The following is a 14,757-nucleotide window of genomic DNA, read 5'->3' on the forward strand; positions in this document are numbered from 1 at the left end:
GGTGTGCCGGTTCGCGGCGGTCGCCCCCTCCCGCCTCGTCGTCCACGAACATGGCTTGCGAGGCGCGAGCCAGCGCGATGAGGACGACGAGGACGACGAGCGCGACACCGGCGAAGGCGTTCCAGTTCGGCGAGGGCATTCGCTTTCGGGTTCGGACGCCGACGCTGAAAAGCTATCTCTCCGTCGGTGCGGTCGGTGCCGTCGCTGTGGGACGGAAATCGAATAGAAAAGAATTCTCGTTGCCGAACGCTTACTGCGGGCTCGGACTGCTACCGGGTTGAGTGCCGCCGACCTTGCGGTCGAGGGCGTGGCCGGTGATGTCCTTCAGCCGGTTGATGAGGCTGTCCTTCTCGGACTCGCCCGTGAGCGCGACTTCGAGGACTTCGCTGATGTGCGAGACGGGGATGATTTCGACCATCTCCTCGTACTCTTCTTCTATCATCACGTCCTGCTCGTTGGCCTTCGGGATGATGACCGTCTCGACGCCCGCCTTCGCTGCGGCCTCGATTTTGTGCGTGACGCCGCCGACCGGGAGCACGTCGCCGCGGACCGACAGCGAACCGGTCATGGCGATGCTCTGGTCGATGGGGATGTTCTCCAGCGCGCTGATGACCGCGGTGGCCATCGTCACCGACGCGGAGTCACCTTGGACACCCTCGTACGCCTGGACGTACTGGATGTGGATGTCCTTCTCCGAGATGTCCTCGTCGCTGAACTTCTTGATGATGGCGCTGACGTTCTGGACGGCCTCCTCGGCGATGTCCTGCAGTTTCCCGGTGGCGATGACCTTGCCGGGACCCTGCGACGGTGCGACTTCGGCCATGACGGGCATGACGATACCGCTGTCCTCGCCCATGACGGCCAGACCGTTGACCCGACCCACCACGTCGCCAGCGGAGACGGTGAGGTCGTAGTCCTTGCGCCGCTCGATGTAGTCGTCGGCGATCTGCTGTTCGATGGAGCGCGAGCGCTGTTTCGCCTGCAGCACGTGGTCGCGCGTGGTGTTCTCGGCGTCCTCGGCGCGGGCGATGTCGCCAGCAACGCGCACCAGTCCACCGAGATCACGCAGCTTGAGCGTGAGGTGGTCTTTGCGCATCGCACGGCGCTGGGCTTCGAGGATGACCTCCTCGACGGCCGTGTCCGTGAAGTGCGGGAGCCGACCGTCCTTTTCGACTTCCTGGGCGACGAAGCGCGCGTACTTGCGGCGCATCTCCGGCGTGTCGTCGATGGTGTCGTCCATGTAGACTTCGTACCCGTATCCCTTGATACGCGAGCGAAGCGCCGGGTGCATGTTCTCCATGGCGTCGAGGTTCCCCGCCGCGACCATCACGAAGTCGGTCGGAACGGGTTCCGTGTGCACCATCGCACCGGACGAGCGCTCGGACTGACCGGTGATGGAGAACTCGCCCTCCTGAATCGCCGTCATCAGCTTCTGCTGACTGCGGATGTCGAGGGTGTTGATTTCGTCCACGAACAGCACGCCCTTGTTCGCCTTGTGGATGGCACCGGGTTCCACGCGGTCGTGGCTCGGCGTCTCCATGCCGCCGGACTGGAACGGGTCGTGGCGCACGTCGCCCAGCAGCGCACCAGCGTGGGCACCCGTCGCGTCCTCGAAGGGAGCGCTGGTGACGTCGCTGTTGTTGACCAGCAGGTTCGGAATCATGGCGTCGGTGCCACGCGAGCCGTAGCGGAACGCGAGGTAGATGACACCGGCCGCGAGGATTCCGAGGAGCGGTCTTCCGGCGAGGAGGAGCGCGTACCCCACCACGATGGCGATGATGACCCACATCAAAAAGGAGCGCATCTGGTTGCGCTTCCGGGCCTCCTCCTTGTGCGCCTCGATGATCTGTTCGCCCTTTCCGGCGGGAACGGTTCGGACCTTCGGCTCGTTCCCGTCGTCGGGGTTGTGATAGACGAGGACGTCTTGCAAGTCCTCCTTCGGGAGGAGTTGGCTCATCGCCTTCGCCAGCATCGATTTCCCGGTCCCGGGCGACCCTATCATCATCACGTGACGGCGCTGCTTTGCCGCCTTCAGGATGATGTCGCGGGCGTGGTCCTGCCCGATGACCTGATCGACCAGTCGGTCGGGGATTTCGACTTCGTCCGTACTTTCTATCTCCAACCCACCCAGCAGGTCGTCCTCTGCAATGTCATCGGCGACCTTGGCGTCCACCTCGCTCCCAAGGCTATCGACGTCGATGTCTTGCTCGGCTTCCTGCTCCGGTGGTGAAGCTTCGGTGTCGTTACTCATAGAATTCGTTCTGTGTAGTTGAAAACATGGCTGGCGAACTGATATACTTTCTCCCTCTTCCCAACCGCTTGGACTCCATTTCAGGCCGTGAGACTATTGAATTGAACGGGTATAGCCGTATCGCTCTCGGCGTCGAGCACCGGGTTCGAAACAGTAACCCCACTTTCGCCGGGGATGCTCGCTCGGACGAACGACTCGTCACCCTTATAAAAATCCTACCCGACGGGTTCACCATGACCCGCGGGTTCTACATCGGTCGCTTCCAACCTTATCACAACGGCCACCACAACGTGGTCGACACTATCGCCGAGGAGGTCGACGAACTCGTCCTCGGCATCGGAAGCGCGGGCGACTCACACAGCCGTCACGACCCATTCACGGCCGGCGAACGAATCATGATGATAACCAAATCCCTCGTGGATTACGACCTCGTGACGTACGCCGTCCCCATCGAGGACCTAGACCGGAACTCCGTGTGGGTGAGTCACGTCCAGAGCATGAGCCCGGACTTCGACGTGGCCTACTCGAACAACCCCCTCGTCATCCGGCTGTTCGAGGAAGCGGGCGTCGAGGTTCGCCAATCCCCGATGTTCAACCGCGACGTGCTGGAGGGAACCGAAGTCCGCGACCGGATGGTCGAGGGCGGCGACTGGCAGCGGTTGGTCCCCGACTCGGTGGTAGAAGTCATCGAAGAAATCGACGGCATCGACCGCATCCAACAGGTCAGCGACTCGGACTCGAACGGACCGACATGATTACGCTCTCCTCCGATTTCGGAACCCCCTATCCGGCAGCGATGAAGGGCGTCATGCTGCAGCACAGCGACGCCCGTCTCGTGGACGTCGCCCACGACTTCCCACGACAGGACGTTCGGGCAACCGCCTTTTGGCTCCGCGAGGTGTTGCCGTACTTCCCGCCCGCCGTCCACCTCGTCGTGGTGGACCCCGGCGTCGGCACCGACCGGGCGGCGCTGGCGATTCGGGCGGGCGAGCACGCCCTCGTCGGACCGGACAACGGCGTCCTGCTCCCCGTCGCCCGCAAACTGGCCGATACCGACCGATTCGACGTCTTCCGCGTCAACTACGAAAACGCGGACAGCGCGACGTTCCACGGGCGGGACGTGTTCGCGCCCGCCGCCGCCCGGGTCCACGAAGCGGGCGTGGACGCGCTCGACGAACTCGAAGGCGTCGTACCGACCGAGGAGTTCGAAGACCTCCGGTTTCCCGACCCGACCGTCCGCGACCGCACCGCGACCGGCGAACTGCTCGTCGTGGACGACTTCGGCAACGCCATCACCAACGTTCCGGGCGAGTTCCTGGACGGCGTAGACGAAATCGACGTGAACGGCCTCCCCGCGCCCGTCGAACCCTCCTACGCCCACGTCGCCCCCGGTCAACGCCTCGTGACGGTCGGCAGTCACGGCAACGTCGAGCTCGCGGTCAATCGAGGCCGCGGCGACGAGGCGTTCAGTGTCTCCGCGAGCGAAGCGAGCGGCGGCTCGTCGGACGAGTCCACTGGCATCGAGGTCGGCGACGAGATTCGCCTCGATACCCGACCGAAACGGTGAACCCGATTCGGTCGTCCCTTTTCGCATGGAGACGACGCGACATTTCACGGCCACGACGTACGTCGTCCACGACGGCGAGTGTTTGCTCCACGACCACGACCGACTCGGTATGCTCCTCCCCCCGGGCGGCCATCTCGACCGGGACGAACTCCCCCGAGAGGCTGCGATGCGCGAAATACACGAGGAGACGGGGTTGGACGTGACGCTCCTCGAACCGGAGACGAGCATCGATGCCGACTTCGGTCGGGAACTCGCGCCCGCGGAACACACTATGCTCTACGACATCGACTCGTTCGACGGCGAGGTCGCACACCAGCACATCGATTTCGTCTACTACGGCGAGGCGTCCGATCGGGACCTCGCGCCGGACGACGGCGAACGCGCGACCGATTGCTGGCGGTGGTTCTCGCCGGACGAACTCAGAACGCACGACGGCGTGACCGAGGAGGTCGTGACGCTCGGCATCGAGGCCATCGAACGCGTCGAATCTCGACCGCGTAACCGGGATTAGGTGGTGTATAATAAGGTCCGTTCGGTGATTGCTGGCGTTTATGAGTATCATCGACCGCCTGCTCGGAACCGACGACGACGAAGACCCCCGACCGACCTACGTCTGTACCGGGTGTGGAAAGGCATTCGACGACGAGCGGGAACGCTGTCCGGATTGTGGCAGCGAGCAGGTCGTCTCTCCACGCCACTGACGACTGGTCAGCTCTCTTTCAGTGTCGGAGTTTTCGAATAACGGATATTTATAAGAAATCAAACAGTCGTGAACGAGGGCTTTGAGGGGTTTAGCAGGCGTATAATAATGACGCTACCTACACTCGAACAAATCGAGAATGGGATTTGTCAGCCGGGTCGGTATGGGGCTGGGGCACGCGGACTCGACGCGGTTCGAGTGTAAATCGTGCGGTGCGTCGTACGAACTCGACCGGCAGATGTGCACCGAATGTGGTGGGCATTGCATCGGGTATTGCGAGTCCTGGCTCCAGGAAGAACTTCGCTCGCGGACATCGAGCGATCGGTTCGACTGAGAGGGCGACCGTACGGAGAAGGCGACCGTAAGCACCCGCAGAAGCGAACCGCCGTCATTCCAGTCGCGAGCGAACGTACTTCGTCACGTGGTCGTCCATCCGCCGTTTGTACCCGGCTTGTCGCGCGAGTCGGTCGAGTTCACGCGCGACGAGACTGCCGTACTGCACCGCCTTCTTGTCCCGCATCGCTATCTCGTCGGGGACGAACTCCCGAGCGGCTCGCCTGAACGTCCACTTTCGAACGCCGTCCGAGACGAGCATCGACCCCGGAAGGCGGAGCGCTTCCCGAACGATTCGGTCGTCGAGGAGGGGGGCGACCGGTTCGACGCCCGCGGCGCGAAGCGTCAGCGCGTCCCGCGGCAACTGCTCGGAGAGCGTTCGAATCGTCTCGCGGGCCGCACCGCGCACCGTTTCCGCCTCGACGCGGTGGTCCGCGCGGGCGACCTTCTCGTACCCGCCGAACAACTCGTCCGCGCCTTGTCCCACCGCGAGTCGCTCGTAGCCGTCGGCCCGCGCCCGCTCGGCGGTCAGGTAGAGCGGGAGCGCGATTTGCACGTCCATCGCGTTGGTTCGACCGATGGCGCGGGCGACTTCGGGAACGGCGCGTTCGATGTCTTCGTGGGTTATCTCGACGACGCGAAGGTCGCGGTCCATCAGGTCGGCCGCGGTTCGCGCGGCCGCTACGTCGTGACTGCCGGAGTACCCGGCGACGTACAGCGGGCAGTCGAAGGCGCTCCCGACGACGGCGGAATCGACGCCGCCCGAAAACGCGACCGCGAGGCCGTCCGTCGAAACCGCACCGAGACTGCCCTCGATGGCCGTTCGAACCGCCGAAACCGCGCTTTCTTCGTCCTCGAACGGCGACGGGTCGGGGAGGTCCCACAGTCGTTCGTCGCCCTCCCCGGTTCGCGCGTGGCCCGCCGGAACCGGGTCGGGAACGTCGAGGTCGGTGGGGTCGTGACTCCACGTCGTCGCGTCGTCTTCCTCCGAGAACAGCGGATAGCGTCCGAGTACGTCGCGGACGAGGGACCCGTCTACTTCGCCCGCGAATCCGCCGCCGCCCGGCAGCGGGTCGTTCGTTTCGATGGCGCGCCGAACGGCGTCCGGTGATCGCCCCCGCATCAGCCGAAGTACTGTCCGACGCGGCTGATGACGCGGCGCTTCGCGCCGCCCGCGGCCTGTCGGAAACTGATGTGCCACGGCGTTCGTTTCCCGTCGACTTCGGTTCGGCCGTCGACGATAGCGCCGAGGATGGCCCGCTTGTCGGGGGTGTTCACGTCGATTTTCGTTACAGCCTGCCCGACCATCTCGCTGATGTGGGCGTCGCTTCCGGCCGTCATCGGCACGTCCTGGTCGTTGGCGAACGACCGCGCTTTCCGGTTGCCACGCCCCGTCAGCAGGCGAGAGTTGTACACCTCGATAGCGTCCGCTTCCGCGAGCTTCTTTCCGGTGATGTTCGCGGCGACGCCGCTCCGTGATTTCTGAAACGGATGGGGGACGACGGCGACGCCGCCCTGCTCCCGGATTCTGTCGAGCGTCTCGCCGAACGAGAGTCCCGGCGAGATGCGCTCTTCGATACCTAACCCGAGGACGTGCCCCGCGCGGGACGTGATTTCCATGCCGGGGATGCCGACCAATCCGTATTCGGGGGCGAGTTCCGCGGCCTTGAGGCTCGCGTCGATCTCGTCGTGGTCGGTAACGGCGATGGCGTCCAAGTCAACCGCCTTGGCTTGCTCCAAGAGCAGTTCGACGGGGTCACGGCCATCGTGGGAAAGTGCGGAATGACAATGCAACTCGACCGATAGCACGGGAGAACGTTGGCAGTACGCCGGGAAAAGCACCTCGGTCCGTGGTCGGCGGTCGGAAGTCGCCGCGAGACGGCGCTTTCGCTGGAATGTGTTCGCTGGTGGAACTCTCGAATAAATCGGGGACCACGGAATGGGATGACCGGAGCAGAACGGTCGGGCGTACGACTGAACTGGAACTAGGGACGTTTCAACGCATGAATACGGGCGATGGAGGCAGCATCGCCCGCGGAGTGGGTGGGTGAAAACGGTCACTCGCGTTCATGCAATCATAGGCATCGATTTTGTCGGCTGTATGGTCCGTCTCTTATCGTTCCCCTCCTTGTGAGCGTTTCATGGCAGTTGATACCAATGGCAACGAAGTATTTAGCTATTGTGGTGGAATGGGCCACTAACAATGACATTGGAGTTTCAAAAGCGAAAAAATGAACAGAGTGTGGGTAAAGTCCGCACCAAAACTGTATGTTCGACAAATTCTTCTCGGCTCCGTGTCGGTCCTTTCCCGAGTAATCCGCGCGTGGTTGCTACCGCGCGGTCACTCGCCTGTGGACTGATGAGGATGGTACGGAGCCGACCACCGGGATGGAAAATTTGCCTCGCAAGCAGACACGTTTCTCCCGGATGGTTTCAAAACAATCTCGTCGGGTTTCGTATCGCCGTTCTTACGCGGGTGACACGCACTCATCCGTGAACATCCCTCTTTATTGTGTTATGTCTGAATGTCTGTGTGAAGAAGATATACAGAAAGCTTTTACCGAAATACGATCTCCAAATAGTTACATGAACAACAAGATCGGACACGAGAGCTTTACCGAACGGGTCATATTGAAGACGCTCACGTTCGCGGTGACCCCGCTCGTCGTCATGATGGTGGCGACAGGTCTCTTGTTCAAAGGTCAGTTCACGGCCGCAGGTCAATGGATTGTGCGCGATTGGCGTGAACCACTGTAGCGTCGTCAGTTCTCTTCGAGTGTCGTCGGAATGAACAAATATGGGACGAGCCAGTGGGAACGGTAGCGAGATAGCGATGACTCATCGTGGCTGCACGAATGCCCACACGTTCGTGCACATGGAAAGGCATTAATCCGCCCTGTTTGTACAAACCAGTGAATGAGTTTGGACGACTCCGACCGAGAGTTGGTCGTCGCGGAACTCGGCCGCGACCCCACTTCGGCCGAGGAAGCGCTGTTCGAGAACCTCTGGAGTGAACACTGTGCGTATCGGTCGTCGCGGCCCCTGCTGTCGGCGTTCGAGTCCGAGAGCGACGACGTCGTCATCGGACCGGGTGACGACGCCGCGGTGGTCGCGCTAGACGACTCGACCTACATCACGATGGGTATCGAGAGCCACAACCACCCGTCCTACGTCGACCCGTACGACGGCGCGGCGACGGGCGTCGGCGGCATCGTCCGTGACACGCTGTCGATGGGGGCGTACCCCATCGCGCTCGCGGACAGCCTCTACTTCGGGGGCTTCGACCGCGAACACTCCCGGTACCTGCTGGAAGGCGTCGTGGAGGGAATCGCCGATTACGGCAACTCCATCGGCGTGCCGACCGTGACCGGGAGCACGCAGTTCCACCCCGACTACGAGGGCAACCCGCTCGTCAACGTGGCCTGCGTCGGACTGCTTCCCGCCGAGCGCCTCATAACGGCCGAAGCGCAGACGCCGGGCAACAAACTGCTCCTCGTCGGCAACTCGACGGGGCGGGACGGACTCGGCGGCGCGAGCTTCGCCAGCGAGGACCTCGCGGAGGACGCGGAAACGGAGGACCGCCCGGCGGTGCAGGTCGGCGACCCGTACACCGAGAAGCTCCTCATCGAGGCGAACGAGGAACTCGTGGACGGCGCACTCGTCGAATCGGCCCGCGACCTCGGCGCGGCGGGACTCGGCGGCGCGTCCAGCGAACTGGTCGCCAAGGGCGGTCTCGGAGCCGACATCGACCTCGAACGCGTCCACCAGCGCGAACCGAACATGAACGCGCTCGAAATCCTGCTCGCCGAATCGCAAGAGCGGATGGTGTACGAAGTCCGTCCCGAGAACGTCGATGCGGTGGCCGAGGTTGCCGAGAAGTACGACCTCGGTTGTTCGGTCATCGGCGACGTGACCGACGGCAACTACGTCTGTGAGTTCGAGGGGGAGACGGTCGTGGACGTGCCCGCCGAGTTCATCGGCGACGGTGCGCCGATGAACGACCTCCCGTCGGAGGAGCCGACCCAACCCGACCGCGACCTGCCGGACGCGGACGTCCGCGAGGCGTTCGAGGCGGTCGTCGGGTCGCCCAACTGCGCGAGCAAGCGGTGGGTGTACCGACAGTACGACCACGAAGTCCAGACTCGAACCTCGGTCCTTCCCGGCGACGACTCGGCCGTCCTCGCCATTCGGCGAGCGGAACTCGGTCTCGCCTTCTCGTCCGGTGCGAACCCCAGTTGGACGACGACGGCGCCCTACGACGGTGCCCGCGCGGTCGCCCTCGAAAACGCGACGAACCTCGCCGCCAAGGGCGCGACGCCGCTCGCCGCGGTCGATTGTCTGAACGGCGGCAACCCCGAGAAGCCGGACGTGTACGGCGGCTTCAAGCGCATCGTGGACGGCCTCGCCGACATGTGTTCGGCCCTCGACGTGCCCGTCGTCGGCGGGAACGTCTCGCTGTACAACGACTCGCCGAGCGGCCCGATTCCGCCGACGCCGACGCTGGCGATGACCGGCACCACGGCGGAGTACGACGCACCACCCGCGGAACTCTCCGGCGAGGGAACCCTCCTATTCGTCGGCGAACCCACCGCCGACCTCGGCGGCTCGGAGTACCTCGCACAGATGGGCGGCAGCGACCGCTTCCCGGAACTTCCGGGGAACGCGCCCGAACTCCTTTCCCGACTTCGTGAGGTCGCCACGGCGGACGGCACGCTCGCGGTCCACGACGTGAGCGACGGCGGCCTCGCGGTGACGCTCGCCGAGATGGTGTCGGACGACGCGGGTGCATCGGTGTCGCTCGGCGACGCCGACGCCGCGGAGACGCTGTTCAGCGAACTCCCCGGCCGCGCGGTGGTAGAGACGACCGACCCGGACGCCGTTTTCGACGCGTTCGATGGCGTCGCCCCCGTCACCGAACTCGGCGAGGCGAACGACTCGGGAACCCTCCAACTCGAAGTCGATGGCGAGGGACTCCGCTACGCGGCGAGCGAAATCGCGGCGCTCCGCGACGTTCTCGTCCGGGAACTGGAGTAAGGGACGTCCGAGGAGAACGGAGCGGACGACCGTCTCGGCTTTTCGACTCGAAGCGAGGCGCTGGTCACGGAGAAACGTCGGAGCGCCGTTCGATACCGTCGAGAGAAGAAGTTCGTCGCTCAGAGCAGGAGCGGAACGCCGAACACGACGGCGACGCCGATGACGAAGACGACGAGACCGGTCGTCACCTGACTCATCGTGAACTCCTGCATCGGGGACGTCAATCGCGTCAGTCCGTCGGCGTGCTGTACCGGGTCGGTGTCTTCTTGCATGGTTGCAGTTCTGCGTGCCCGGTACTTCGATGTATCGGTGTCCGAGGCGCGGGAGGACGTAGTATGATACAGTGTCATTTAGTATTATTCAGTATATTTTAGTGCTCTACGTGAGAGAATAGTGAAATCCGTTGGGATTCAGTATTCTCATCTTCGTTCTTTCTCGACGTGTCCCATCGTCGGCAACCGCTCGCTACGAGAAAACGGCGACTTTGCTGTGATTGCCATCGCTACGAGAAAATCCCCGAACGTTCCCACTATACTCGTGACGAGTAAAACCCGTGCCAACGCTCCCAACGACATCGATAAGAAGCCCCCGAAAGCCCCCGTCCGCTCGTAACGAGGTGGTGTTGGTTTGTCTGTGACTGCGACTACAGACGTCACTGAAACCGCAACCGCCCCGCATCAGCCACACCCTCCCCAACCGATTCCTTCGCATTCGCTCAGCCACCCACCGTCAGAGCAACGCTCTGACGAGCCATCCGTTCGTTCCGTTATCACTCACGAAGACCTCGTACGCTTCAGCGCGCGCCACGGTGGAACGTCGGATATCGGGCGACGATGTGTTCGCAACGGTTTCCCGTAACCCGACTCCTTTTGCCGACCGGTTCCCAACCCACTCCCAATGACGCTCACGAAGCGGATAATCCCGTGCATCGACGTGGATTTGGACGACGACGGGAACCCGGCGGTGTACACCGGTGTCAACTTCGAGGACCTGCAGTACACCGGCGACCCGGTGGAGATGGCGCGACAGTACAACGAGGCGGGCGCGGACGAGTTCGTCTTCCTCGATATCACGGCCAGCGCGGACGGCCGCGAGACGATGCTGTCCGTCGTCTCGGAGGTGGCCGACGAGGTGTTCATCCCCCTGACGGTCGGCGGCGGAATTCGAACGCGCGAGGACATCAAGGAGACGCTCCGCGCGGGGGCGGACAAGGTGTCCATCAACACCGCCGCGCTGGAGCGCCCGGAACTCATCACCGAGGGCGCGACGGCGTTCGGCAACCAGTGTATCGTCATCAGCGTGGACGCCCGACGGCGCTTCGACGAGGCGGGCGAACACTACGCGGAAGTGGACGGCGAGTCCTGCTGGTTCGAGTGTACCGTGAAGGGCGGCCGCGAGGGAACCGGTATCGACGTGGTGGAGTGGGCGAACGAAGCCGAATCGCGCGGCGCTGGCGAACTGTTCGTCAACTCCATCGACGCGGACGGGACGAAGGACGGCTACGACATCCCGCTGACGAAGGCGGTCTGTGACTCGGTTTCGACGCCCGTCATCGCCTCCTCCGGCTGCGGCGGCCCGGAGGACGCCTACGAGGTGTTCGCCGACGCGAACGCGGACGCGGCGCTCGCGGCGTCCATCTTCCACTTCGGCGAGTATTCGATCCGGGAGGTCAAAGAGTACCTCGCGGACCGCGACGTTCCGGTTCGGTTGTAGCGTCGGTCGTCGCCGACCTACCCGCTGATCGCGTCTTCGTTCGTTTCGGCTCGGTTCGCCCCGGTTCGCTGTTCCGTAAAGAGGAGCGAGAGGACTTTCTGCTCGGCCCGCCGGAGGTGCTGAAAGAACGTCGGGGACGACACCCCGAGTTCGGCCGCCACTTCCTCGCCGGATTTCTTTCGCGGCCAGTCGAAATACCCGCCCGCGTACGCCGCCAACAGCGCCTCGTGTTGTCGGGTCGTCAGCGTTTTGTTCATCGCCATCTGCAATTCGCGGTGACTGAACAGCGGTGTGGTGTACTCTTTCTGTCGCCGGGCGACGATTTCCACGGCGGGGTGGTCCGAACTGAACCGGTCGATGACGTCGCTCGCGGAGCGGTTCGGCGGGATGTCGGCCACGATGTGCGCGACGCCGTTCGCGCTCCACATGTGTTTGGGAATCGCACCGGCGTCGGTCAGCGTGACGACGAAGAACTCTTCCACGTTACTGACGTCCACTTCGAGGATACCCTCCTTCTCGCTGGCGCCGATCAGTCGCGCTTCCAGACGGTCGTCCTCGTTGGCGACGTCGAGAACGCGACCCGGGTCGACGTCGGAGACGCGATAAAAAACGGTGTACGTCCCGTCGCTCCGTGGCAGTATCTGTTGCAGAGAAGCCCGGCACCCCGTTCGTTGTGAGACGGCCACGAGCGGATATCGTGGGTCATCGACCTGAAATTCGACTTCTACTACTCTATTGGTTGTCTCGCCATCCTCAACTGTCACTATCTATCGTCAATAGATGGGCGCGTTTAGCTATTGTGTGACAATCGTGGCCAGACGACACCCGCGCGGCACACGACGCTAGCGGGGCGAAAATCGTCCGTGGGTCGTCCCCGAGCGGAAAGAGACGAGAACGGAAACCGAGAAAATTCAGGCGCTGGTGAACGCTTCGCGGAAGGCGCTCGTCTTGTCTTTGACGTTCTGTGCTCCGGCCTCCAACGCGTCGATTGGGTCGACGTTCCCCTCGGTCTTGACCGTGAGGATGGGGTCCGTCTGCCCACCCGACTGTTCGGGGTTCAGGTCGTAGGTCGCCGCGGCGACGCCCTCGGTTTCGAGGAGCGAACCCTTCAGCACGTTCATGAACGTGTGGTCTTCGCCCCCGATTTCGATTTGGAGTTCCGTATCGCTCTTCTCGATAACCCGCAGTTCCATACCACCGAATTCTCCATTGTCGCGTTTCAATCTTGCGAAGCGCGCGTTTTCGTGTTCGAGGGGGTCACCCGCCGTTCGAACGCGACCGTCACCCGTTGGATGGCGTCGCAACTCGGGGATGGAATAAAAACGAATGTAACGGATTCGCGGTTAGAACTTCATTTCCGCGCCGACGTACAGCACGACGACGAGGAAGATCCATACCGCGTCCACGAAGTGCCAGTACATCGAGACGGTCGACACGGAGACGTGACGCTCCGGCGAGTACTGTCCGTAGAGCGAGCGAACGAAGACGATGCCGATGAGCACCGCACCCATGGTCACGTGCAGTCCGTGCAGTCCCGTCAGACCGAAGAACGCGCTGTTGAACACGCCGCCGGTGAACGTGAAGTTCTCGTGGACGATGAACTCGTAGTATTCGAGCACTTGCCCGCCGATGAACACGGCTCCGAGGAGGAGCGTCGCGCCGAGACCGGCGATGAACCGACTGCGGTTGTTCTTGCGCAGTTCGATGTGTGCCCAGTGGAGCGTGATACTGCTGGCGACCAGCAGCGCCGTGTTGGCCAGCACGAGCGAGCCAACGAGGTCGGGTATTTCAGCACCCGTCGGGGGCCACGTCCCCGTGCGGATGAAGAAGTAGTAGACGAACCCGGCGCCGAACGTCGCGATTTCGGACCCGAGGAACGAGATCATCCCCCAGCGTAACGCGTTCGAGCCTGCTTCGTGCGTATCCCTGCTCCAGAAGTGTTTGACGAATGCGTGATACACCCAGCCGTACAACCCAATGAGGAAGACCAAGACGCTGGCGATGAACACAGCGGGACCGATGGTCGGGCCGACCATCGGATCTGCACCGCGTCCCAGAATGAACAACGCGGCACCGATGTAGAATCCCGCCCCGCCGATCGCGGTGATGAAGGGCCACCACGACGCCTCGCCGAAGCCTTTCGGCCAGTCTTCGACGGCCGGGAGGTGATGGCCGTGCTCCTCTGTCGAATCGTCCGTTACCGTCATACAGAGACGGTTACGCCCCGACTACTAAAAATGCACCCAAAGGCGCTCGGCGGAGGGGGGGTTCGAGAGATTTCACTCCCGGTTCGTCGCGGAAATGAAAGAAGAGACCGTTTCAGGCCGAGGTGCTGTTGCCGCCAGACGTGCTGTTACCCGCGGTGCTGTTAGAGGTGCTGTTCGAGCCACCGTCCGCCGGGTACTTCTTCTGTTGCTGCTTGAGCCACTGCTCGTACTCCTCGTTGGAGACGACCCTGACCTTACTGAGCATGTTGGAGTGACCGACACCACAGTATTCGGCACAGTAGACCTGATACGTGCCTTTCTCTGTGACCTTCGTCTTGATGGTGTGGTGCTGGTTCGGGATGGCGTCCTGTTTCAACCCGAGTTCGGGAACGTGGAACGAGTGTATCCAGTCTACCGAAGTGACGTTGAAGTACACCGGTCGTCCCTCCGGGATGACGAGTTCGGGGGAGTCCTGGATGTTCTCGCCGGGGTAGTTGTACGTCCAGACGTAGCGCTGTCCGACGACTTCCACGTTGACCGCGTTCGCTTCCTTGTGCATCGTGTCCTGTGGCGTCGTCGTGATGTACTGGTTCGCCATCACGCCGTAGGAAGCGTAGCCGACGAAAAGGAGGACGATTGCCGTGGCGACCGTCCACGTGATTTCGAGGCGTCGGTTCTCTTTCGTGGGGAGGGGTTCGTCGTTGTTGCGGAACTTCCACACGGTGTAGATGAGGATACCCTCAACGAGTACCGCGATGGGAATCCCTGCGTACAGCAACTGTTGGTTCAGCGTCCGAATGAGACTCTCGGTCGTCGAACTGTACGCCGCTACAGGATCGACGGCGACCGCGAGGAGCGTCGCGCCGAGCGCCGCGACGAACGCTATCCGCTTGGAATCCATACTGTCTAAGGCTTCGGAAGTGACCCATAAATATGTGCTGTCTTCGTCGTC

Annotated in this window: 15 protein-coding genes; 7 read left to right on the forward strand and 8 right to left on the reverse strand. The window is 62.8% G+C overall.

Features of this window, described 5'->3' with window-relative positions; translation table 11 throughout:
• Positions 1 to 250: 250 nt before the first annotated feature.
• Positions 251 to 2,251: an ATP-dependent protease LonB gene (gene lonB / locus B208_RS0100010; protein ID WP_007978186.1), complete on the reverse strand. Its 2,001-nt coding sequence runs from the start codon at positions 2,249 to 2,251 to the stop codon at positions 251 to 253.
• Positions 2,252 to 2,484: 233 nt separating this feature from the next.
• Between lonB and B208_RS0100015 the strand changes: the two genes are divergently transcribed.
• The 4 genes from B208_RS0100015 to B208_RS24095 are packed head-to-tail and all read left to right on the forward strand — an operon-like array spanning position 2,485 to position 4,519.
• Positions 2,485 to 3,006 carry a nicotinamide-nucleotide adenylyltransferase gene (locus tag B208_RS0100015; RefSeq protein ID WP_018128630.1) on the forward strand — a complete coding sequence of 174 codons (522 nt, stop codon included), beginning with the start codon at positions 2,485 to 2,487 and terminating at the stop codon, positions 3,004 to 3,006.
• Complete coding sequence (locus B208_RS0100020; RefSeq protein ID WP_007978188.1) at positions 3,003 to 3,818, forward strand: SAM hydrolase/SAM-dependent halogenase family protein; 816 nt, start codon at positions 3,003 to 3,005, stop codon at positions 3,816 to 3,818. The genes B208_RS0100015 and B208_RS0100020 overlap by 4 nt, the downstream gene beginning before the upstream one ends.
• Positions 3,819 to 3,843: 25 nt before the next feature.
• Positions 3,844 to 4,329: an NUDIX hydrolase gene (locus B208_RS0100025; protein ID WP_007978190.1), complete on the forward strand. Its 486-nt coding sequence runs from the start codon at positions 3,844 to 3,846 to the stop codon at positions 4,327 to 4,329.
• A gap of 40 nt (positions 4,330 to 4,369) precedes the next feature.
• Entirely contained in the window at positions 4,370 to 4,519 is a 150-nt protein-coding gene (locus B208_RS24095; protein WP_007978191.1) for a hypothetical protein, read from the forward strand.
• A 387-nt stretch (positions 4,520 to 4,906) separates the two neighbouring features.
• On the opposite strand, the gene B208_RS0100040 is transcribed toward B208_RS24095, so the two are convergent.
• Positions 4,907 to 5,974 (reverse strand): asparagine synthase C-terminal domain-containing protein, encoded by a 1,068-nt coding sequence (locus B208_RS0100040; RefSeq protein ID WP_007978195.1) that lies wholly within the window; start codon positions 5,972 to 5,974, stop codon positions 4,907 to 4,909.
• Complete coding sequence (locus B208_RS0100045; protein ID WP_007978197.1) at positions 5,974 to 6,660, reverse strand: PHP domain-containing protein; 687 nt, start codon at positions 6,658 to 6,660, stop codon at positions 5,974 to 5,976. Before B208_RS0100045 ends, B208_RS0100040 begins: the two co-directional genes overlap by 1 nt.
• A 777-nt stretch (positions 6,661 to 7,437) precedes the next feature.
• Between B208_RS0100045 and B208_RS24100 the strand changes: the two genes are divergently transcribed.
• Both B208_RS24100 and purL read left to right on the forward strand, forming a co-directional pair.
• A complete protein-coding gene (locus B208_RS24100) occupies positions 7,438 to 7,608 on the forward strand; it encodes a hypothetical protein (protein WP_007978199.1) in 171 nt (56 codons plus the stop codon).
• A gap of 159 nt (positions 7,609 to 7,767) precedes the next feature.
• Positions 7,768 to 9,885, forward strand: coding sequence for a phosphoribosylformylglycinamidine synthase subunit PurL (purL, locus tag B208_RS0100055; protein ID WP_007978201.1), 2,118 nt, complete (start codon positions 7,768 to 7,770; stop codon positions 9,883 to 9,885).
• Positions 9,886 to 10,004: 119 nt separating this feature from the next.
• Here purL and B208_RS24105 read toward each other — a convergent pair whose 3' ends face one another.
• Positions 10,005 to 10,157, reverse strand: a complete 153-nt coding sequence (locus tag B208_RS24105; RefSeq protein WP_007978203.1) for a DUF7550 family protein — start codon at positions 10,155 to 10,157, stop codon at positions 10,005 to 10,007.
• 625 nt (positions 10,158 to 10,782) lie between these two features.
• Between B208_RS24105 and hisF the strand changes: the two genes are divergently transcribed.
• Entirely contained in the window at positions 10,783 to 11,598 is an 816-nt protein-coding gene (hisF, locus tag B208_RS0100065) for an imidazole glycerol phosphate synthase subunit HisF (RefSeq protein ID WP_007978204.1), read from the forward strand.
• 17 nt (positions 11,599 to 11,615) lie between these two features.
• Here the strand turns inward: hisF and B208_RS0100070 are convergent, their stop codons facing one another.
• The 4 genes from B208_RS0100070 to coxB all read right to left on the reverse strand — a co-directional run bounded on the left by B208_RS0100070 (position 11,616) and on the right by coxB (position 14,706).
• Complete coding sequence (locus B208_RS0100070; RefSeq protein ID WP_073096543.1) at positions 11,616 to 12,362, reverse strand: bacterio-opsin activator domain-containing protein; 747 nt, start codon at positions 12,360 to 12,362, stop codon at positions 11,616 to 11,618.
• 147 nt (positions 12,363 to 12,509) lie between these two features.
• Positions 12,510 to 12,791 carry a DNA-directed RNA polymerase subunit L gene (locus B208_RS0100075; RefSeq protein WP_007978209.1) on the reverse strand — a complete coding sequence of 94 codons (282 nt, stop codon included), beginning with the start codon at positions 12,789 to 12,791 and terminating at the stop codon, positions 12,510 to 12,512.
• 150 nt (positions 12,792 to 12,941) lie between these two features.
• The gene (locus tag B208_RS0100080; protein ID WP_007978211.1) at positions 12,942 to 13,805 is read right to left on the reverse strand and encodes a cytochrome c oxidase subunit 3; all 864 of its coding nucleotides are present in this window, start codon (positions 13,803 to 13,805) and stop codon (positions 12,942 to 12,944) included.
• A gap of 112 nt (positions 13,806 to 13,917) precedes the next feature.
• Positions 13,918 to 14,706, reverse strand: a complete 789-nt coding sequence (gene coxB / locus B208_RS0100085) for a cytochrome c oxidase subunit II (RefSeq protein WP_007978212.1) — start codon at positions 14,704 to 14,706, stop codon at positions 13,918 to 13,920.
• Between the last annotated feature and the right edge of the window lie 51 nt (positions 14,707 to 14,757).

Source organism: Haladaptatus paucihalophilus DX253 (genome assembly GCF_000376445.1).
Taxonomy (GTDB): domain Archaea; phylum Halobacteriota; class Halobacteria; order Halobacteriales; family Haladaptataceae; genus Haladaptatus; species Haladaptatus paucihalophilus.

Coding starts and splice junctions, on each gene's coding strand:
- lonB (WP_007978186.1), bottom strand. CDS start 2,251: ATGAGTAACGACACCGAAGCTTCACCACCGGAGCAGGAAGCCGAGCAA.
- B208_RS0100015 (WP_018128630.1), top strand. CDS start 2,485: ATGACCCGCGGGTTCTACATCGGTCGCTTCCAACCTTATCACAACGGC.
- B208_RS0100020 (WP_007978188.1), top strand. CDS start 3,003: ATGATTACGCTCTCCTCCGATTTCGGAACCCCCTATCCGGCAGCGATG.
- B208_RS0100025 (WP_007978190.1), top strand. CDS start 3,844: ATGGAGACGACGCGACATTTCACGGCCACGACGTACGTCGTCCACGAC.
- B208_RS24095 (WP_007978191.1), top strand. CDS start 4,370: ATGAGTATCATCGACCGCCTGCTCGGAACCGACGACGACGAAGACCCC.
- B208_RS0100040 (WP_007978195.1), bottom strand. CDS start 5,974: ATGCGGGGGCGATCACCGGACGCCGTTCGGCGCGCCATCGAAACGAAC.
- B208_RS24100 (WP_007978199.1), top strand. CDS start 7,438: ATGAACAACAAGATCGGACACGAGAGCTTTACCGAACGGGTCATATTG.
- purL (WP_007978201.1), top strand. CDS start 7,768: ATGAGTTTGGACGACTCCGACCGAGAGTTGGTCGTCGCGGAACTCGGC.
- B208_RS24105 (WP_007978203.1), bottom strand. CDS start 10,157: ATGCAAGAAGACACCGACCCGGTACAGCACGCCGACGGACTGACGCGA.
- hisF (WP_007978204.1), top strand. CDS start 10,783: ATGACGCTCACGAAGCGGATAATCCCGTGCATCGACGTGGATTTGGAC.
- B208_RS0100075 (WP_007978209.1), bottom strand. CDS start 12,791: ATGGAACTGCGGGTTATCGAGAAGAGCGATACGGAACTCCAAATCGAA.
- B208_RS0100080 (WP_007978211.1), bottom strand. CDS start 13,805: ATGACGGTAACGGACGATTCGACAGAGGAGCACGGCCATCACCTCCCG.
- coxB (WP_007978212.1), bottom strand. CDS start 14,706: ATGGATTCCAAGCGGATAGCGTTCGTCGCGGCGCTCGGCGCGACGCTC.